The organism is Synechococcus sp. BIOS-U3-1, from assembly GCF_014279975.1.
In the GTDB taxonomy this organism is placed as follows: Bacteria; Cyanobacteriota; Cyanobacteriia; order PCC-6307; family Cyanobiaceae; genus Synechococcus_C.
The window spans coordinates 1,059,396-1,078,057 of the sequence record NZ_CP047936.1 but is presented as its reverse complement, the minus strand read 5'-3'; the positions used below and the strand labels follow the sequence as shown (position 1 = coordinate 1,078,057).

The following is an 18,662-nucleotide window of genomic DNA, read 5'->3' as shown; positions in this document are numbered from 1 at the left end:
GGAGATTGCATGCAAAGAACACATCGACCAACCCATGCTGCGTAGAGCACTACAAGGAGCGCTCAACAGCCTGCGCGCCAAAGCGGGGCTGAATTTCAGCCCGATATACCCAGAACCCAAGCGAAAATGATCGCCAGGCCTGCCGCCCAGGCGGTCTGCAGACCATTGACCAACTCGTTGCTCAGCCAGGGCCAGCGATCCTGGCCCAGCGCTCCAAGCAAGCTTTCCAGCACTGTGGCGATGAAACCCACCACCAGCACAAGAGCGAAAGCAGCGCCGGAATGAAGCAATCCGAACAGAGCCATCACAATCGTCATCAGCAGACTGCCAACGGCACTGGCCAAAGTGCCCTCCACACTCACCGCACCCTCCGTACCCGCAGGCACAGGGCGCAGGTTGGTGATCAGCAGGGTGTTGCGCCCCCAGCGCTTGCCGATCTCACTGCCGAACGTGTCGGCCAGCTTGGCCGCAAAACTGGCTGAAAAACCAATCAGCAACAACGTCGGCGAGCCGATGTGAGCGGCAATCAGCAAAGCCAACACAAGACCGGTGAAGGCGGATCCCCAGACATTTTCTGGACCGCGACGACCGCCTCGCCCCTCGGCAAGACCGAGCTCCTGCTTCCGTGCAAAGCCCAGCTTGGTCACAAGCGAACCGAGAACGAGATAAGCCACAACAGCCAACCATCCCCGCCAGGCCAGCGAGCCCCAGAGCACCGTGCCAAGAATGCCTGCATGACACCAACCGGCCCGAGTGAGCAGCGGAAAGCGCTGCGCCAAACTGATCAACATCGCATTGAGCAACAGCGCGGTGAGCCACAGCGCAGCGGTTTGAGACGGAAGCTCAAGAGGCGAGGAAAACATCAGGCTGTGTTGCACTGCCCTAAGCATCAACGCTGAAGGGAGCTTTGGCACGGATAATCACCTTGTCGATTTCCCCGCTCAGGCATGGTGCTGAACAGAAAGGGTTTCTTCCTTGAGCTGGGAGACCCCGAACCGAAAGCGGCAGAAGCCACGCCTCAACCCAATGAGGTGAAGGTCAAGAGCGCTCCTGAGGCATCACAACCCGCCGCTGCTTCTGTTCCAGTCGAAAACATCACCTCTGCTCCAGTGGCAGTTGCTGCTGAACGTCAAACCGACACCAGAGCAGAGAGCAGTGAAATCAAGCCCAAAGCTGAGTTATCTCAAACCACAGCGGAAGCCATCGCCGCCGAGCTTGCCGCCGCAGAAGCCGCAAAGCCTGAGGTTCAACTGATCACCTTTGCTCCAGAGGCCCTTCAGCCTGGGAACTCGATTCGTCCTGGCAAACGCCGCCCCGGCAACAACCTGGCCGGATTCCGAAGCATGGCCAGCGATCTGTTCAAAAGCTGAACATTGGGGGGATCACTGTCGGGCACGATCCCGATGACCAGCAAAGAGGAGACACATCCTCTGCCAGAACCGACAAGGACCATTCAAAATCCCCCTGCAGTGATTCACGAGCCGCCTCGGTTAACTGTGCGGACAGATGGGTTCAAGACCAGTCATGAGTTCAGGACGGTCAGATCCTGGAGTGGGAGCTGCGCTTCAAAACCCCTCCTCCGTTCAGATCGCTCTGATGCAACGCATGGGAGTCACAGGGAGACCTTTCATGGATGCTTGTAAGCGACGAAGCCTCAGCACTTGAGTGTGCGCCAGTTGCTCATGCTGCTGACTCCAGACACCGCGGCTGTTGAGCTGCGCAGGATGGTGTCACCGAGGGAAACAAAGATCCAACCTGCTGCTTGAGCCGCAGCAAGTTCCTGATCGCTCCATCCCCCCTCGGGTCCGATCGAAAGCCAGATAGATCGATCCACTGAGGCCTGAGCAGCGAGCAGTTCAGAGAGTCGAGGACTCTCCAGCTCACGAGCGACCGCGATCAGGCGCAAATCATGCGGATCAGGTGTGTTCCACCACTGTGCGGCGGAACACACCGCGTGAAGTTCAGGAGCCCAGAGCCGCTCGCACTGTTCCACGGCTTCCTGCAGGATCGAGTTCCAACGCTGCGGACGATGCTCAGCCTGTGGAACGGAACGTCGACAATTAAGCGGTTGCAGCCTGTCCACACCCAACTCACACGCCATCCGCATCACGTCATCCATGCCTCGACGGATCAGCGCAATGGCCAAACTAAGTTTCGGCAGTGGGGGGATCACGGTCTGACTGGGCGCCGTGATCTCTGTACACAACTCGAGTTGTTGTCCCTCCAGCAGACGAGCGAGCCAAAGGTTGCCGCAGCCGTCAATGACATCCAACTGAGCACCGTGCTTCAGACGCAGAACTTTGCGCAGGTAGCGGGATTCATGATCTTCAAGACCAAAACGACGATGGTCATCCGCACACTGCAACCTGGCGGAATCAATCAATAGACGACGTCGTTCCGCCACGACAACAATCAACCCATGTTGGGAAAAACACTGTCGGGATGGTCCTCGACCGGCCAGTCATCATTCACACCACCGATCAGCAGTTCCTCGATCTGAACTACATCGGAATCAAGTTGGCGCAGTGCATTGATCAGAACATCAAGAGCAATCCCATCACTGGTGCCCAGATCAATCCAGCAACGGGCCCATTCCTGCTGGTACTCCATCTGACCCATGTTGTGCATCAGGGCTGGCATCACCCCCGTGGCCTCCTCGGCCTCGTAATTCATCCAGCTGAGCTGATCGCCTTCCTCGTGCACCTGCAGACTCTCGGCATTGAAACCACCAAGACGTCCCAATACGTACCAACTGTCAAAGATGCCATCCACATAATTCTGTTCTCCCTGACTGGGAATCTCGCTGAATCGCAACCAGACCCAGCAATTGAAGGGATCAACCTCCCGGAAGCGAACGCGCATGACCCACTGCTGACCTCGTCATCATCGCCGGCGAAGGACCAATCGACCATGCTGGAGAGCCAAGGCAGCCCAGACCGGGGCATTCGATCGGAATGCTGGAACTCATCGATATCGACTACAGACCTGCAACCGCCGAGCGGTTGGTGTTAAACAGCATTCAGCTGAAGGCCGATCCCGGGAGCCCACTGCTCATTTCTGGCGACAGCGGCAGTGGAAAAACCAGTCTCCTAGAAGTGATTAGCGGGATGGCCGGTGCTAGCTCCGGCAGCATCCGCTGGAACGATCAGCTGCTTAATCAGCGCCAACGACGCTGGCTTTGCGGAGTGGTGTTTCAGTTTCCAGAACGACATTTTCTGGGCTTGAGCGTCAACCAGGAACTGAAGCTGGGCCATCGGCGGTTGAGCAGCGAAGAGATGATTTCAGCGCTTCGAAAGGTCGGACTCAGCGGAGTGAATGGACGTCAAGCTCCAGAGCGACTCAGCGGCGGACAGCAGCGGCGTCTCGCCTTAGCGGTTCAGCTGCTGCGCAAGCCGGATGTGCTGCTACTCGATGAACCCACCGCAGGACTCGACTGGTCGGTGCGTGCCGAAGTGCTCGAACTGCTTGACCGGCTGAGCAAGGACCGTTTATTGATCGTGGTCACCCATGAGCCGGAGCTGTTCCAAGGATGGAGCTGCGAGCACCTGCGCCTGCGCAATGGGCGGCTGCATGCTCTGTCACCATGACGCCTGGGTTATTGAAGAGCCATGGCTGATCGGCTGGTCCGGGCCACCGCAGCAGGCGGAGGAATCAGGCTTGTGGCGGTGACCACCGGCGAAACCTCGCGTGCTGCCCAATCACGACATGGACTCTCATACCTCACCACTGTGATGCTCGGCAGAGCGATGGGTGCTGGCCTACTACTGGCCAGTTCCATGAAAGTGCGGCATGGGCGCGTGAATCTTCGGCTGGGATCAGACGGCCCTCTCAGAGGCCTGACAGTTGATGCAGGCCGAGACGGAAGCGTGCGTGGATTTGTTGGCAACCCCTCGCTTGAACTCGACCCAATCCGCGATTCCGAAGGGCACGCCAGTTTTGACTTCAGTTCGGCAGCAGGAACCGGTTATCTGCATGTGGTGCGGGACGACGGCAAAGGGGAACCGTTTAGCAGCACAGTTGAGCTGGTCAGCGGAGGTATCGGCGACGATGTCGCCTCCTATCTGCTCCACTCCGAACAGACGCCCTCAGCGGTGTTTGTAGGTGAAACGATCAACAGCGAAGGATTGCAAAGCAGCGGAGGGCTACTGGTTCAGGTTCTGCCCAAGGCTGCAGAAGAGCCAGCATTGGTCGCTCTGCTTGAGGAGAGGTGCCGCGAGATTGATCATTTCAGCCAGACGTTGCACAACTGCGGCGATCATCCTGAACAGTTGCTCCGGGATGTTTTTCCCGATCTCGATCCTCAGCCCATCCCACGGAGCGAACCGACTCAGACGGTGCAATTCCACTGTTTCTGCAGCCGTGAACGAAGCCTGGGTGCTCTCACCTTGCTGGGCAAAGACGAACTGCAGTCCATGCTGAAAGAAGACAAGGGAGCAGAGCTCACCTGTCACTTCTGCAGCGAGATTTATCGATTCAATGAATCAGAACTTCAAATCCTGATTGACGACATGACCCAATCAAGCGAGTAAAAGAGCTCCAGCAAGCAACATCAGCAAGGCGGGCAAAGCCTGCCACTGCTCGACACCAAGCGGCAGACCCGTCTGAACAGTTGCGGCACCGAGCAATGCACCCAGAGCCAGACCCACAACCAGAATCAGAAGCGTCCAGCCAAGAGAGCCCAAGGGCCGACGGCCTCGCTTGACCTGGCTGATGAACACAGCGATCGTTGACAGGGCCAGAAGCAGATCAACAGTTTGAGGTGCCAGCAACAAAAGCAGCAACGCCAACGCCCCCGCGATGGAGCGCACAAGAAGACCCTGACCCTGCACTAATTGCAGATCAGGCATCAAACCGGCGCCGCTAAATGATGGCGCCGGTAGTGACATGCCACGCAGACGTGTCAACAACGCTGCAGGACCATTACCAGTAGTAGGAACTCCAGCAGAAACCTGTTGGCGCTCAACCTGTGAAGCAGAAGCGGCTGCCGAGCTAAGGCGACCCGACTGACGGTCACGAAGACGCGCCATCAAGACCGCGTCATAAGCGGCCTCTACACGAGCTCGGGCTACAGCATCATCACCGCAGGATGCAACAACCCGATCTCTAGCTTTTTGAACATCTTCGAATCCATCGCCAGGATTGACGCCAAGCAAGGAATAGGGATCCTTGGAATTCGAATCCGAACTTGGATCCAGTCCTGCAGCCATTGAGATACAGAAATCTCTCTAGAGATTATCGAGAGACTCGCTCAAGCGAGCAGAAACCTCAGATTTAGAAGCAGCTCAGAACAGTGGAGGACCGTGCCGAAATCCATGCTGACGCTCGAAACGGTGCCGAAACCTAGGTACATCGGCGTTGAGCAAGACCTGACGGTGCTTGATCAAAGGCATTTGGGGAGGCAGGTGATATCCCTCCAAAACCTCGACGTGATCTCGATGATCACGAAAACAGATGTAATCAGTACCACCGTCATCACAAGGACGGTGCAGCCAGAGGGTGTCCACAGCAGACCGCTTCAGAGGCAACATTCTGGCGATGGAGTTGCCTGCCCGTGACTGAAAACCAATTGCAAGTGAATCTCAACATTTCAGCAAGGATTGAAGTTCAAGCCAACAACGATTCCCATCAGATCACGCTACTGCTCTGAAACGAGCGCACAAGCAGCCTCCCAAAGAACAGCACAGCATTCGCTGGAAACAAAGACGAGGAAAACGAAAACCGAAATTCAACAGGCCTGAAATAGCAACCACAAGTAGTTATCAATGTCCTTCTGAGTTGCACTTTTGCATTTTGGATTTAACAGCGAAACAATCCTCGCTCGACGAGCATCTTCAAAATAAGTGGCCTCCCGTTCAGACTCACAAAGGTCTAATTACCAAAGGTGTAAGCCAGGCATTTTGAGTGCATTAATCCTTAATCATAACTGCCGTACAAAAAATTCTTAACGCCAATGGATCGTTTTTCTGATTTCAGTGAGGCAAACTAATTTCAACTAGAGGACTTATAACGAACGGAATATTACACAAGTATCACGATCAAAGACTGATCGGCTCAACTCCACTCACGACAGGAGCCACAGCACTGAGCTCCAGACCGGGATGCTCTTCATGCAGCTGATTCAGATTCCAGTCATTCTTAAATAACAGAACCGGTCGATTCCATGCATCCCTCACGGTTTTGCAATTGAAGATCCGACCGACTTTCTCCAAAGAGGGCCATCCACCAGTGACCCAACGAGCCACTTGATATCCAAGAGGCTCCAAACGGGTCTCAACCCCATATTCGTTCTGAAGACGATGCTGCACAACCTCAAGTTGCAGCTGACCGACTGCAGCGAGGATCGGATCTCTTTTGCTTTCGTCATTGTCATAGAGAATCTGCACTGCGCCCTCTTCACGTAATTCATTCACTCCCTTACGAAAATTCTTGAATGCTGAGGGATTGGGATTACGCAGCCAGCTGAATATTTCTGGACTAAAACAGGGAATCCCTTCGTACTCAACCTTGGTACCGGTGTAAAGGGTGTCGCCGATCGAGAACATCCCAGGATTGTTGAGTCCAATCACATCGCCCGGGAATGCATCTTCTACAACCTCACGATCCTGCCCGAATAGTTTCTGCGGGCGTGACAAACGAATAGCTTTTCCCGTACGGGCATGCCGAACTGTCATGTCTTTTTCAAAACGTCCGCTGCAGACGCGTACAAATGCGACACGATCCCTATGACGAGGATCCATATTGGCCTGCAGTTTGAACACAAAACCACTGAAGTCAGGCCGCAAAGGGTCCACAGGACCGTCTTGCCCCTGACGCGCCACAGGCTTCTGAGCCATCTCCAGAAACGCATTGAGAAAGGGGCGCACACCGAAATTGGTCATCGCCGAGCCAAAGAACACAGGTGTCAGCTCGCCGGCATGCACCAGCTCCAGGTCAAGTTCAGCGCCTGCAGCGTCCAGCAGCTCCATCTCCTCAATCGCCTGTTCGAGCAGCTCGGGTTCCACAAGCGCTTTAAGCTCAGGATCATCCAAAGAAAGATGGCGCTCTTCCGATTGGCGCCCGCGTTCAGCACGACTGAACAAAATCACTTCATGGGAACGGCGGTCAATCACCCCACGAAACTGTTCGCCACTGCCGATCGGCCAGTTCACGGCCCAAGGAGTCAGTTCTAGTTCCGATTCGATTTCATCAAGCAGTGCGAGAGGTTCCCGACCCGGCCGATCCATCTTGTTGATGAACGTGAAGATTGGAATTTCACGCATGCGGCAAACCTCAAACAGCTTGCGGGTCTGCGGCTCAAGTCCCTTGGCCGCGTCTTCAAGCATCACGGCGTTATCCGCTGCTGCCAGGGTCCGATAGGTGTCTTCTGAAAAGTCTTGGTGGCCGGGCGTATCCAGCAGATTGATGGTGTTACCCGTGTAATCAAACTGAAGAACGGTGGAGGTGATCGAAATACCCCGTTGCTTCTCAATCTCCATCCAATCGGAGGTGACCTTGCGCTGCTCACCGCGAGCTTTCACCGCACCAGCCTGCTGAATAGCGCCCCCGTAGAGCAGCAATTTCTCAGTGAGCGTGGTTTTACCCGCGTCAGGGTGGGAAATAATCGCAAAATTGCGGCGTCGCGCCACCGCATCCAGCAGCTCACGTCCGTCCTGAAGTGCTGAATCGGTACTCATGGCTTGCATTGATCGAATCCAGCCTGACAGCCCGTGATCCAGCCACTCACCTCCAAGTAGCGATCTTCAACGGCAGTCACCTGTAAGTTCCCCAGACCAGCATGCTGCAACTGCGATTTGACCTCCTCCACCGTGAAGGAGGCATGCAGTGAAGCCCGATAATCCCGCTGAAGCACCGATGGAGCATCGGCGACATGGGACTGACAAAGTCGATCGATGCTTGCTGCGCTGTCTGGACGCCGAAGGTCGCGATGCACCACTAAGCAGCGGGGCGATGCCAGTGGAATCAGCGATGACCAAAGCTGCTGAGGATCATGGAGATGATGCAGCAAGCTGTTACTAACAATTAGGTCCGCCGGTTGATCTGCTCGATGAATTGGCAGCAGAGCCTGCCCATATCGGAGACGCTCTTGGGACAAACCAGCTGCACGGCGGCGATTGTTCGCCACAGCGATCATTCGGTCGGCCGCATCGAGCCCGAGCACCGAACAGCTAGGCCACCGCTTGGCAAGACGAGCGGTGATGTTTCCTGGTCCACAACCGAGATCCAGCAAACGAGCTTGTGCAGCGAAAGACGCACCCGATGTCTGAAGCAACATGGAGATCCGCTCGACCATCGCCTGATCAGTTCCACTGAAATCAGCTGCTGCATAGGCATCCACCTGCAGCGGGTCATTCATCACTTCAGGCTCAGGAATGCGCAGAATCATCGGATCGATTTATTGGCAATCAGCCGCAAAGGCTGTGTGGGGAATGGAATTTCAATGCGATCCATCGGCCTAGTCACGGTGACTGCTTGAAATGGTGGCAGTCCCTCACCCCTTTTGAGCAGCGACACTGCAGATAGTGCCACCAACCACTTGCTACCCCCATTACTGGCGTTAGGGTGCTCGCACTGACCCGCCTGACAACGTGACCCTGTCTCCAAGCCGCAGTGACACCAAGGACATTGCCGAAACTTTGTCCAGCAATGGCGACTTCCCCGCCACAGCTCCCGCAGCTAATCCCGTTTTTTATCGGACCTACAGCCGACGCCGGACCACCGGAAGAGAGAGTTGGGGTGAAGTCGGATCCCGAAACCTCGGTGGCTTGCAGAAGCTCGGTCAGCTCACCGACGAAGAGGTGTCGCTCTTGGCACGGATGCAGGCCGACAAGAAAGCTTTGCCTTCAGGGCGTTGGCTGTGGATCGGAGGCACCCCTTGGATTGAACGGCAGGAGAATTTCTCCGGCTCTTACAACTGCACCTCCACCAATCTTGTGGACTGGGAAGCGTTCGGTCTGATGATGGACCTGGCGATGATGGGTTGCGGCACAGGCGCCATCATCGAGCCCCACCTGATCGATCGACTGCCGGTAGTCATCAATCCGATTGAGGTCACCAAGGTCACCGACATCGGTGCGACACCTGCTGATGAGCGTCAGGACTCCACCAGCTTCACCATCGATGGCGACAGAGTTTCAATCCGCGTGGGCGATACTCGTCGCGGTTGGGTCGATAGTTATCAGTTGCTGCTCAACCTCAGCAGCGACGAGCGTTTTGCAGGGCGCACGGTGAAGGTTGATGTGGACCTCTCGGATGTTCGCCCTGTCGGCGAAACTCTCAAAGGGTTTGGAGGTATGGCCAACCCGGTCAAGCTGAAGGATCTCTACGGACGTGTGGCCCGCCTTCTAGGCAAAGCCGTTGGACGAAGACTGACATCCATCGAATGCTGCCTGCTGATTGATGAGGCTGCCGTCACAATCGTGGCCGGCAATATCAGACGCAGCGCAGGGATGCGTCAGTTCGCTTCCAACGACACCAGCGCAGCGGGAGCCAAAGACAACCTCTGGCAGCAGGATGCTGATGGCAACTGGCGGATTGATCCCGAGCGTGACGCCTTGCGCATGGCCAACCACACCCGGGTGTATCACACCCGTCCCAGTCGTGAGGTGCTGCTGGAGGCGGTCACCCGACAGTTCCACAGCGGTGAAGGAGCGATCCAGTTCGCACCTGAAGCGATTGCTCGATCCAACGCCGATCTGCTCTCCACCCCTGAACTGCGTCGGGAGTTCATCGACATCTATTGCGATCAAGGCAAAGAAGAGGCCGGTCGCTGGCTGAATCTGAATCACGGACCGATCGCTGCTGACGAACTCGAACATCGACTCGGTCGCTATGGGCTCAATCCCTGTGGTGAGATTCTCGGGGCTGACTTCCACTGCAACCTCGCTGAAGTTCATCTCAACCAGATCGACCCAAGCGATGATGAGGGGCAACGAGACGCTTTCAGAGCCGGTGCCTTATCGGTGGCTTGCCTTCTGAACCATGAATTTGAAGTGGAGCGCTACCGCCAAAGCCGTGCTTGGGATCCCATCGTCGGAGTGAGCTTCACAGGCCTGTTCGATTTCTTTGTGCACGCCTTCGGAACTCCTTGGCTGAAATGGTGGGAAGCCGGTCGTCCAGACACCGAAGAAGGCCGCGAATTCAAGCGCCAGGAAGCGGAGTATCTCAGCCGCTGGAAAGCAACAGTGAATGAAGCGGTTTGGGATTACTGCGACCGTCACGGTCTCCGTCGCCCCAATCGCTGCACCACGGTTCAACCTGCCGGGACAAAGAGTCTGCTCACCGGTGCTGCTCCCGGTTGGCACCCTCCCAAAGCGCAGCGTTTCATCCGTCGCATCACCTTTGGTAAAAACGATCCTGTGGCGATGGCCTGCATGGACTACGGCTATACCGTGGTGCCATCCCAGTCCGACAAAGACGAGCAGGGTCGATTGCTCGATGATCCGTTTGATCCCCGTTGCACGGAATGGTTGGTGGAAATTCCGACCGAAGTGAGTTGGGCGAACTTGCCTGGAGCAGATGCGGTGGATATCAACTCCTTCTCTGCTATGGCCCAGTTTGACTTCTACATGCAGGTGCAGAGCCATTACACAGCTCACAACACATCAGCGACGATCGAATTCCGTGAGCATGAAATCGACGATCTTGTCGATGCACTACACGGCACCATCGATCGGGGTGAGGGCTACATCTCAGCTGCCTTGCTGGCCCGGTTCGATGCCAACGCCACCTTCCCGCGCCTGCCATTCGAACCAATCGATCTCGCGACCTATGAGCGGATGCAATCTGACGTCATTCAGCGGCGTGTGAGTGCTGATTTCTTTGAAGCACTGCAGCGTTACGACATGGGCGAGATCAGCGAAGCCGGCCCGGCTGGATGTGATTCAGATAAATGTCTCTTGCCTCTGGCGAAGCCCAACAACTGAACCACAGTCAGGAGTCATCGCGTGGTGACTCCTTTAAACTGATCCAGCGGACGTCATCGATGTCACGCAACGAGGAGAGGTGGTCGAGTGGTTTATGGCTCTGGTCTTGAAAGCCGACCATGAGTGCAAGTTTTACAAGGGGTTTGAGGGTTTCCGAGAAGCCCTTGGACCCCTTTTGGACCGTTAAGGAGATCTGTTCGGGTTTCCTCCGGAGGCTTCCTTGCTTAACGAGAAAATTCGCGTAATCTGAATTCACCCAGGACTAGGTCGTCCAGAAAGGGGCGGCTGGGGCTGACGCGGAATCCATCTATTTGCGGAGGATTCGCATGTCCAGCTCCAAGTCAAGAAACAGACGCAGGGACAAATACAGTCCCGCGTACGAACAGCCTTACATGAAGCACAAGGGACACAAAGTCCCTCTAGGTGGTGTCGCAGAAATGCTTCGCCACTGTGATGCGCAGTGGAACGCCTACCTGCAACGGTTGATCTGCAACGAAAAAGAGGCCAACCCTCTTGAGCAGTACAAAGGTCATGACCTTCGCCAAGGATTGAGGGATCGTGGCTACATCGGTTTGAGCCAGAAACAGATTCTCGCCAAACGTGATGTCTACGTTTCCGAGCTTCAAGCTGGTGAGCCGCCATACAGCGACACAGAGCTGTTCGGCACTTCTTACGTCCTCGCTAACTGAGGTCGAAGATGAAAACAGAATCCAAGACTTCGCTTGAGGCGAAGGTTGATCTTCTGCTGGGCCTTGTGCACGACCTGCGTGAGCAGGCAGGCAGTGAAACCCCAAGCTCTAGGCAGTGGTTTTCTACAGCTGAAGTTGGACAGCACGTTGGTCGCTCTGCCAGGACCATCGCTAACTGGGTGCAGAAAGGACGGTTCCCTGAGGAGTTAATCCGCAGGGTCAAGCGTGGCGATAGTCATGTCATCCGACTGAAAGGCCAAGCTGCGAAAAAAGCCGCCGAACGGATCTTTATTGGTGAGGTGCAGTCATGACCATCAACCTCCCCACCCGGAACAAGGATGCCGATGGCAACCCGGTCGGCGAGACCTTCACTGCGTTGGAGGAGTGATGACTTCCACCCTCAACTGGGGTGGGAAGACAAAATTCACCCCCTCTGGCAAGCGCAACGCTTGCCCAGGTTGTGGTCGCACAAAAGATGGCGACTGCCGCTTTAACGACACAACGTTGTTTTGCCATAACAGCCCGCTGCCGTCTCAGTTCAATTGGCATGGCCAGACGTGGTTTCTGCATCGCACCGCTTGCGGTCACACCGGAGCTTGCAAGCTTTTCAAGCCATGGCCGCCAGCAGATCATCGCCGATGCCATCTGCAGAGACCAAAACGTCACGTCAGTACTAGGTGGCGAAGGCTGCTTCCCCAGTTCATCGCTGAATGGCGCGAGGCAATGTCATGCACTGAATTTGAAATGTGCAGTCCTGATGAGCTGCGCCACTACTTCAAGGCGATCTACAAGGCGGAATACAAAGGCGAACAGCTGTTGCCGCTGTTAGTTGATGCCGCCAGGGAAAACGCCAAACACCGCCGGTATGTCATCGCTGTGCAGCACAAGCTGAAGACCTTGCGTTACCAACGCCATGACGTTGATTGCTTCCGCAAAAACGATCTTGGCTGTCCAGAACTCAACGGGTGGCTGTCATGAGCGAATACGACTACATACCCTTTGAAGACCAGATCAAACGCCCATCAGATAGGGGTGTGCGCAACACAGGAAAAATCTGGCGGGTATTTGACTTTGCCGTCAGTGGAATCGTTTTGCTGGCCGCCGAACACGGGACCGGCAAAACCACACTGATGAATCTGCTGACTGAAGCCATCCAAGAAGGCACTGACTTTCTTGATGCTTTCAAGGTCACCCAGGGCAACGTATTGCTGATTCAGGGTGATGAGCCTGAAGAGTTTGCAGAGTCCAAGTACACCAGGCAAGACCTCAAGGTGCAGTGGGACGTTTTGTACCCACAGGAAACGTTGACCATTGAAGATCTCACCAAATTGGTCACCTCTAAGAAGTACGTCGCTATTGGCGTTGACTCCCTAACCACAGTCCTGTGCACTGCAGAACGGGGCACCCTTGATCAAGGGATTGTCCAGCTCTTGTACGAGTTAAACGACGCTGCCGTTAACGCTGGCGTCTTGGTTTTCATGACTGCCCACCTCAATAAACCGCCTAAGGACGGCAACGGCGGAAGGCGTCAACGCAAAGCAATCGAATGGGCTGACATCAGTGGTATCTATACGATCTGTGCCGCGGTTCAAGACTGCTGGGGTTTGACAAATCTTGGCGACAAGTTTTCGCTGCATGCCCTCGGCAAGCGAAACATCCAAGTTGGAACAACCTGGTGGTTGCAACGTGATGCTGAAAGCTTCAGCTGGTGGCTTGCCGAGGCTCAAAATCAACAGCTTCCCGCGGAACGGGAGAAGCTGTCCGGTCGGATCATCAGTTACCTCAAACAGCATGGCTTCAACACCACTACGGCGATTGCCACGGCCTTAAAAAGCGACCCTGAATGGACCCGGATTTGCTGCTGCGATCTTCTTGATCAGGGCTTGCTGCAACGGCACAACCAATCCCTAAATGGCAAGGCAAAGCGCGGTAGGCCGTCATTCGTCTACGGCCTTGATGATTTTCCCTGTGTCACGCACACCCCCCCTCTCGACGACAGTTCCGTAGATGGGCGATGAAGATAATCCGGCATGGTGCTCACGTCAGGAGGCCTCGTGATGGTGAGGCTTACCAAAGCTGAAGCTGCAATTTTCTGCAGCTGGTTGATCAGAAGAGATGTCATCACTCCAGTCGCCAGCATCAGCAACTGCCTAGAACATGCGGCACAGCAGTGGTGGCGTACCTGGCGGAGACCAAGGGGGTTAGCCGCAGGACCGGACAAAGGACTGTTCAGCAGGCATATGCGCTGATCAGGGAGGACATCGATAAAGCGAATGTCCAACGCAGTGACCTTGTCGCTCAAGCGATTCATTTGTTGATGGAGAGCGCTCGTCTGGGCTTATCCCAAAACAACCCAGGTGCAGTCGTTGGCGCAGTCGCTCAACTCGACAAGCTTTGTGGGCTGTCACCTGCTCGTCACTGACACTGTTGGCTCGATTGGGTGAGGACGCGGCGGATTCTTTCCCACTCATGGGTGATGGAATTGATGACCAACTCGGTGATGGTGTGATTGTCCGAGGCGAGAGCCTTTCAATCCATTGATCAAATGAGAAATAACAGTCTTTTAGGTGCTCTCTCTTCTGCAGGAACTATGGGAGTTGGAGAGAGGCAAAAAGCGGCTAATCGCCAAGAAGTCAAAGTTACTTCTGATCCCATTGCCAAAGCCGTGAAAGGCAATCATTCAAAAGCGGCTTCATCTAAATCTGTTAGTCAGAATGTAGGAAAATCTCCTTCCTATCAATCGCTCTCCCCTTCCCCAGCTTCTCAGACTCAGGCATTGTCCAAAAACAATCAAAATCCGTTAATTGGAATCGTGATACTTTGTTCACTTGTTGGCGCTGTTGGTGTTGGAAGCTTGGTGGCCAACGGTGTGAATAATTCGTCCGGATATGGGAGTAATTCCTCTTATTCGTATGATGTTGGCCCTATTCCATACGGTCAAGCAAGATTTAAGTCGGGCCGGACCGGAAGAGCCGAATTGCTTAGAGTCAGTATTTCAAGCAGAAATAACGTAAATGGCCATAAGACTTATGACGTCCGCTGGGGAGACGGAGTCGATGCAACATATGTTTTCTGGGCTAATGGGAGCGCAGAGATCTTCTCTAAGAATGGCAACGGAAATATGGAGCGCACTTATGCTCGCTTCAGGAACCTCCCGAATGGCGATTGTGTAATCACGGCAGATGGTGGAGCTGTGACTACATTCCCTAATTTCACTCCAATGTCAAACTGATTCCAAACAAAGAAAATGCGTGATTGCTTATCAGGCAAGGCCCCGTGTATGCGGGGCTTTTTTGTGCGTAACAGTTTCCCCCTTTTGGGGGGCGAGCTGATAGATGCATTCACCTGAATGGGTGATGGAATTGCTCCTTATTTGAATGATCATAAAAGAGTCAAGGGGGATGACCCCACAATTTGATAACAATGACTCTTTCAACCACAATTGCACGTCCGCAGCTGAATCAATTCAGCATGCTGATGGGAGACTTCAAAGACTATCGTTCATTTCAGACTCAGATTGTTATCCAGTCAATTGCTGCTAAAGAGCAAAAGAGAATTGAGCAAGAACGTCTTGGCTGGAAAATCGCAGGTGCTGCTGTAGGGCTTCTGCTTGGTGCTGGAGATGGTCTTAACTTTGGCGATTTATTCACAGCTTTTACTTTTGGAAATATTGCCAATATTGCTCATAACAAGTTCTCCGAAAAGGATATTCAATTCCTTAAAGAGATTAATAGCTATTGGATGATTGCTGATGGTTCACCTGTGGACATCCTTCGAAGACTTGGTGCACCAAAGAGTCGAGTGCTGATTTTTGCTGATGATCAAGCACTTGCATTTACCCATCACGTAGGCCCTCGTGGCGAGTTTCTCGTTCCACTGTCTGTAGCTGGCGACGTATGCCCTGGTTTTACAAATAAGCAGTCTCGTGAAGTTGTTGAGAGGAGTTTCGAGGCTCAGGACGTGCAGATTCTTGAAAGTCAGCTGTACCCCACCCTCGACGGTACTCTTCAGGTCGAGTCAACTCGGCGACTTCGGGATGAGCAAGCATCACAACGAGAACCAGAGCTTGTAGAAGCAGCTGTCACGAACGGATATGAACCTATTGAGTTGGAGATTGGTGGGGAAAATATTCTTGCATTCAGAACCCAAGTCCCGCTTCATAGCGACTTTTGACTTTACCTTTATTTTATTACCCAATTCTTCAAGATCATGACTCAAACAACTCCAATGCAACGCATTAATCAGTCTCTTCGTACTGCTGCTGTAAAACGAAATGCCAAAACAGCTCTTTTCTTAGGTGTTGCTGCAAGCGGTGCCATCATTAGCACCCCTGTATTGGCCTGTACTGCAATGGGATCGCTGGCTGGTTTGTATGTATGGGATCACTTTCAGAAAAAATGAAGTATCAAGGATTCATCACAACGCATTCTTTCTATCACACTTATTTCACGGAGGAAATTACCAACATGACATCTACTACATTAGTCGGCTCCTATGATCTTCAGAACTTCCTTTGGGATCTTCAGGCAAGAGGTATGTCACCTCAAGGTGTTGATGCAATGGAGGGATATATTCGATCATGCTGGGATAAAGGTGTAGATGTTGTTCTTGACCCTGGTCTTGAAGGTGCTTATGGCACTTATGACCTCGACAGCAATACGTTAACTCTGGGAGGAGCCGCATTGGATTGCAATATTCAACTCATTGAAACTATGGAGCACGAGTTTATTCACGTGCTTCAGGATCAAATGGCTGGAATCTGGAACTCCGATGCTGAAGCATTAGGGCTCCCTGTTACCTCTTGTGCAGAAGTGAGCGTTGCTAACGGATATTCACATCTTGATCTTGAAACGCAGGCTCTTGAGCTAGAAGCCTTTAGTGGAGAGAAAATGCTCGATGCTGGTGGATATGAAAGCCTTTTTGTCTAATAATTAACTTATTTTGTCGGGAAGCCTGATGCCTTAGGGCTGAAAGCTATACAAAACCCTTGAAGGGAAAAGCAGGGCGGTTAGGATTGTGCCGATCAATCTCCCGACAAAAAATTATCATTAGCCCTGCCAAGTGCGGGGCTTTTCATGTATTGCTGTGCTATCCCCGAATGGGGGAGTAGATAGTCCGAAATATTACCTGAATGGGTGATGTGGGATTAGTTTTTCTAAGCGATGGTGAATATATCGGAGGGAGACCTCCACAATCAATTCCAGTCCATGAACTTTATCACTAGGCTCGCTACAACCTTATTTGTTCTACCTACTACTTTTAGTGGAGCTGCTCACGCTGAGATCGTCGACTATGGGTGTGAAACTTATACCATGGCTGATGAGCAAATAGGTAAGGTCGAATTTTGTTTCAAGCAAGATACTGAAAATGACGGTCACTTTTTTATTCAGTATAAAGATGATGGTTTCCAAGGTCAAATGGCTGCTTACTGCGCTGAGGACGCCACTGGCTACCACGCATACAACGACGCTGATGAAACCCAAGTAATGCATATCACTCGTGGTTTCTGTAATGCTATGCGGACTGAGAACGGAGTTGCACGCACTATGGAGACCTTCTTGTTTTGACTTTGAAGTTAGGTTTTTGCAAGTGACAGAGTTGACTTACTCAATAATAAGATGGTGAATCTTGTAATTGTCACTACCGTGCTAAATATCCATTCCGATTAATTGATAGATATTGATCGGGAAGCCTAAAGCCATGAAAGCGAGGCTGAAAGCTATACAAGACCCGAAAGGGAAAAGTAGCGCGCGTTGAGTAGTCGCCATCGATCTCCCGACAAAACAACTCACACCAATCACACCCCGCCAAGTGCGGGGTTTTTATGCGTTGATGTGGTCTACCCAAACGGGGGAGTCAGGTGGGCGGAAGACCACCTGAATGGGTGATGTGAATCCGATTGATTCCGGCGATGGTGAAGAGGTCCAGGAGGGATGACCTCTTCTATTCACATACCATCAATGACCAAGCCTTCGCATCGAGCCAACATTTCCTTCAGGACAACAACTGGTGTTGTCGGTGGGATTGCTTTTGGAATGTTTTTAGTCGTATCTGTGCCAGCGATGGCACTTGCAACAGCAGGAACAGGATTTGGAACCGCTGTACATATCTCCTTCTTATCAAATGAAAATGCTTCAGAGGTAGACAAGCAAAGGTGGACCAATACAGCGGCAATTATGTTTGCATTGTTTTTAGCATGCTGTGGACTGGATGTTGGTCTTTTTAAGTTAATTAAATCAGTCAAATGAGGCACATCTAAAAATGAAGATCTTCAATTCAATCGCTATCACTGTTGCACTAGTTTCAACGGGACTTTTCGCTAATCCATCATTTTCGGAAGATCTCGACAGCTTGTGGTCAATAGTGCAAACAAATCAAGTAAATCTTGATGAAAGCTTTCTGATAAATCTAAATTCAATTAGGAGACCTGGCGATGGCGATGATTTCTGGCATGTACAAGCGAAGGATCAAAGCGGAATTATCACTACTTACAGCTTTGACTGCTACACAGGTAGCTATTTCCCAAACGGAGAGGCGCCTTCGAAGCCAGTCAAGAAACAAACCCTTGAGGACTCATTAATGTCATATGCATGCGCTCCGCCATCACAGATTGAAAACCTAAAAGAATCTCTTACTAGATAAACTGGCAAAGAACCAGTTATTTAAAAACTCTAACGGGGTTTGTCGGGAAGCCTGAAGCCATGAAAGCGAGGCTGAGAGCTATACAAGACCCGAAAGGGAAAAGCAGGGGGCGTTGAGTAGTCGCTATCGATCTCCCGACATAAACCTCACACCAATCAAGCCCCGCCAAGTGCGGGGTTTTTATTGCAGCGGGGAATGCTTCTTACAGTTGTACCCAATCGATGCCCGTTTACACGTTGACTACAGTCACGTTGCTCACTGAACTGTTGCTGGCGCTTAGGGATAACAACCCTGATGGCTTTAAGCATCTGCTGAAACTGGGCCTGCAGGAACTGGGTCTGGATGTCGTGGATGAGCTAACGCGGGACTTCCTGGTGCCACTGCTCAGCGAAACAGAGGCTGACTAAAT

Annotated in this window: 24 protein-coding genes; 17 read left to right on the top strand and 7 right to left on the bottom strand. The window is 52.9% G+C overall.

Annotated features, from left to right (window positions below; genetic code table 11):
- Nucleotides 1-95 precede the first annotated feature (95 nt).
- Nucleotides 96-863: a DUF92 domain-containing protein gene (locus SynBIOSU31_RS05580; RefSeq protein WP_255477382.1), complete on the bottom strand. Its 768-nt coding sequence runs from the start codon at nt 861-863 to the stop codon at nt 96-98.
- 84 nt (nt 864-947) lie between these two features.
- Between SynBIOSU31_RS05580 and SynBIOSU31_RS05575 the strand changes: the two genes are divergently transcribed.
- Together SynBIOSU31_RS05575 and SynBIOSU31_RS05570 are read left to right on the top strand one after the other, a co-directional pair.
- Nucleotides 948-1,370, top strand: a complete 423-nt coding sequence (locus SynBIOSU31_RS05575) for a hypothetical protein (RefSeq protein WP_186492465.1) — start codon at nt 948-950, stop codon at nt 1,368-1,370.
- Nucleotides 1,371-1,524: 154 nt separating this feature from the next.
- Nucleotides 1,525-1,665: a hypothetical protein gene (locus SynBIOSU31_RS05570; protein ID WP_186492464.1), complete on the top strand. Its 141-nt coding sequence runs from the start codon at nt 1,525-1,527 to the stop codon at nt 1,663-1,665.
- Here SynBIOSU31_RS05570 and SynBIOSU31_RS05565 read toward each other — a convergent pair.
- On the bottom strand, nt 1,655-2,404 hold the full coding sequence (locus tag SynBIOSU31_RS05565) for a 16S rRNA (uracil(1498)-N(3))-methyltransferase (protein ID WP_186492463.1): 750 nt from the start codon (nt 2,402-2,404) through the stop codon (nt 1,655-1,657). The genes SynBIOSU31_RS05570 and SynBIOSU31_RS05565 overlap by 11 nt on opposite strands.
- Nucleotides 2,405-2,412: 8 nt before the next feature.
- Nucleotides 2,413-2,862 carry a DUF3531 family protein gene (locus tag SynBIOSU31_RS05560; protein ID WP_186492462.1) on the bottom strand — a complete coding sequence of 150 codons (450 nt, stop codon included), beginning with the start codon at nt 2,860-2,862 and terminating at the stop codon, nt 2,413-2,415.
- A 92-nt stretch (nt 2,863-2,954) separates the two neighbouring features.
- Here SynBIOSU31_RS05560 and SynBIOSU31_RS05555 point away from each other — a divergent pair, with 92 nt between their 5' ends.
- Nucleotides 2,955-3,587 carry an ABC transporter ATP-binding protein gene (locus SynBIOSU31_RS05555; RefSeq protein WP_186492461.1) on the top strand — a complete coding sequence of 211 codons (633 nt, stop codon included), beginning with the start codon at nt 2,955-2,957 and terminating at the stop codon, nt 3,585-3,587.
- A gap of 21 nt (nt 3,588-3,608) precedes the next feature.
- Complete coding sequence (gene hslO, locus SynBIOSU31_RS05550) at nt 3,609-4,529, top strand: Hsp33 family molecular chaperone HslO (protein WP_186492460.1); 921 nt, start codon at nt 3,609-3,611, stop codon at nt 4,527-4,529.
- On the opposite strand, the gene SynBIOSU31_RS05545 is transcribed toward hslO, so the two are convergent.
- The 4 genes from SynBIOSU31_RS05545 to SynBIOSU31_RS05530 form a co-directional block, all read right to left on the bottom strand.
- Complete coding sequence (locus SynBIOSU31_RS05545) at nt 4,518-5,207, bottom strand: CPP1-like family protein (protein ID WP_186492459.1); 690 nt, start codon at nt 5,205-5,207, stop codon at nt 4,518-4,520. The genes hslO and SynBIOSU31_RS05545 overlap by 12 nt on opposite strands.
- 75 nt (nt 5,208-5,282) lie before the next feature.
- Nucleotides 5,283-5,528: a hypothetical protein gene (locus SynBIOSU31_RS05540; protein WP_186492458.1), complete on the bottom strand. Its 246-nt coding sequence runs from the start codon at nt 5,526-5,528 to the stop codon at nt 5,283-5,285.
- 507 nt (nt 5,529-6,035) lie between these two features.
- Complete coding sequence (locus SynBIOSU31_RS05535; RefSeq protein ID WP_186492457.1) at nt 6,036-7,673, bottom strand: peptide chain release factor 3; 1,638 nt, start codon at nt 7,671-7,673, stop codon at nt 6,036-6,038.
- A complete protein-coding gene (locus SynBIOSU31_RS05530) occupies nt 7,670-8,383 on the bottom strand; it encodes a class I SAM-dependent methyltransferase (RefSeq protein WP_186492456.1) in 714 nt (237 codons plus the stop codon). Before SynBIOSU31_RS05530 ends, SynBIOSU31_RS05535 begins: the two co-directional genes overlap by 4 nt.
- 202 nt (nt 8,384-8,585) lie before the next feature.
- Between SynBIOSU31_RS05530 and nrdJ the strand changes: the two genes are divergently transcribed.
- The 13 genes from nrdJ (at nt 8,586) to SynBIOSU31_RS05465 (ending at nt 18,660) form a co-directional block, all read left to right on the top strand.
- The gene (gene nrdJ / locus SynBIOSU31_RS05525) at nt 8,586-10,922 is read left to right on the top strand and encodes a ribonucleoside-triphosphate reductase, adenosylcobalamin-dependent (RefSeq protein ID WP_186492455.1); all 2,337 of its coding nucleotides are present in this window, start codon (nt 8,586-8,588) and stop codon (nt 10,920-10,922) included.
- 392 nt (nt 10,923-11,314) lie between these two features.
- Nucleotides 11,315-11,611 carry a hypothetical protein gene (locus SynBIOSU31_RS05520; protein ID WP_186492454.1) on the top strand — a complete coding sequence of 99 codons (297 nt, stop codon included), beginning with the start codon at nt 11,315-11,317 and terminating at the stop codon, nt 11,609-11,611.
- A gap of 8 nt (nt 11,612-11,619) precedes the next feature.
- The gene (locus tag SynBIOSU31_RS05515; protein WP_186492453.1) at nt 11,620-11,922 is read left to right on the top strand and encodes a helix-turn-helix transcriptional regulator; all 303 of its coding nucleotides are present in this window, start codon (nt 11,620-11,622) and stop codon (nt 11,920-11,922) included.
- A 76-nt stretch (nt 11,923-11,998) separates the two neighbouring features.
- A complete protein-coding gene (locus SynBIOSU31_RS05510; RefSeq protein ID WP_186492452.1) occupies nt 11,999-12,589 on the top strand; it encodes a hypothetical protein in 591 nt (196 codons plus the stop codon).
- On the top strand, nt 12,586-13,629 hold the full coding sequence (locus SynBIOSU31_RS05505) for an AAA family ATPase (protein ID WP_255477432.1): 1,044 nt from the start codon (nt 12,586-12,588) through the stop codon (nt 13,627-13,629). The genes SynBIOSU31_RS05510 and SynBIOSU31_RS05505 overlap by 4 nt, the downstream gene beginning before the upstream one ends.
- 155 nt (nt 13,630-13,784) lie before the next feature.
- Nucleotides 13,785-14,033, top strand: a complete 249-nt coding sequence (locus tag SynBIOSU31_RS05500) for a hypothetical protein (RefSeq protein ID WP_186493199.1) — start codon at nt 13,785-13,787, stop codon at nt 14,031-14,033.
- 123 nt (nt 14,034-14,156) lie between these two features.
- Nucleotides 14,157-14,843, top strand: coding sequence for a hypothetical protein (locus tag SynBIOSU31_RS05495; protein ID WP_186492450.1), 687 nt, complete (start codon nt 14,157-14,159; stop codon nt 14,841-14,843).
- Nucleotides 14,844-15,034: 191 nt separating this feature from the next.
- Nucleotides 15,035-15,784, top strand: a complete 750-nt coding sequence (locus SynBIOSU31_RS05490) for a hypothetical protein (protein WP_186492449.1) — start codon at nt 15,035-15,037, stop codon at nt 15,782-15,784.
- A 36-nt stretch (nt 15,785-15,820) separates the two neighbouring features.
- Entirely contained in the window at nt 15,821-16,012 is a 192-nt protein-coding gene (locus SynBIOSU31_RS05485; protein ID WP_186492448.1) for a hypothetical protein, read from the top strand.
- Nucleotides 15,988-16,539 (top strand): hypothetical protein, encoded by a 552-nt coding sequence (locus tag SynBIOSU31_RS05480; protein ID WP_186492447.1) that lies wholly within the window; start codon nt 15,988-15,990, stop codon nt 16,537-16,539. Before SynBIOSU31_RS05485 ends, SynBIOSU31_RS05480 begins: the two co-directional genes overlap by 25 nt.
- Before the next feature lie 279 nt (nt 16,540-16,818).
- The gene (locus SynBIOSU31_RS05475) at nt 16,819-17,178 is read left to right on the top strand and encodes a hypothetical protein (RefSeq protein WP_186492446.1); all 360 of its coding nucleotides are present in this window, start codon (nt 16,819-16,821) and stop codon (nt 17,176-17,178) included.
- A gap of 393 nt (nt 17,179-17,571) precedes the next feature.
- The gene (locus SynBIOSU31_RS05470; protein WP_186492445.1) at nt 17,572-17,859 is read left to right on the top strand and encodes a hypothetical protein; all 288 of its coding nucleotides are present in this window, start codon (nt 17,572-17,574) and stop codon (nt 17,857-17,859) included.
- Nucleotides 17,860-18,489: 630 nt separating this feature from the next.
- Nucleotides 18,490-18,660, top strand: a complete 171-nt coding sequence (locus SynBIOSU31_RS05465) for a hypothetical protein (RefSeq protein ID WP_255477379.1) — start codon at nt 18,490-18,492, stop codon at nt 18,658-18,660.
- Nucleotides 18,661-18,662 lie beyond the last annotated feature (2 nt).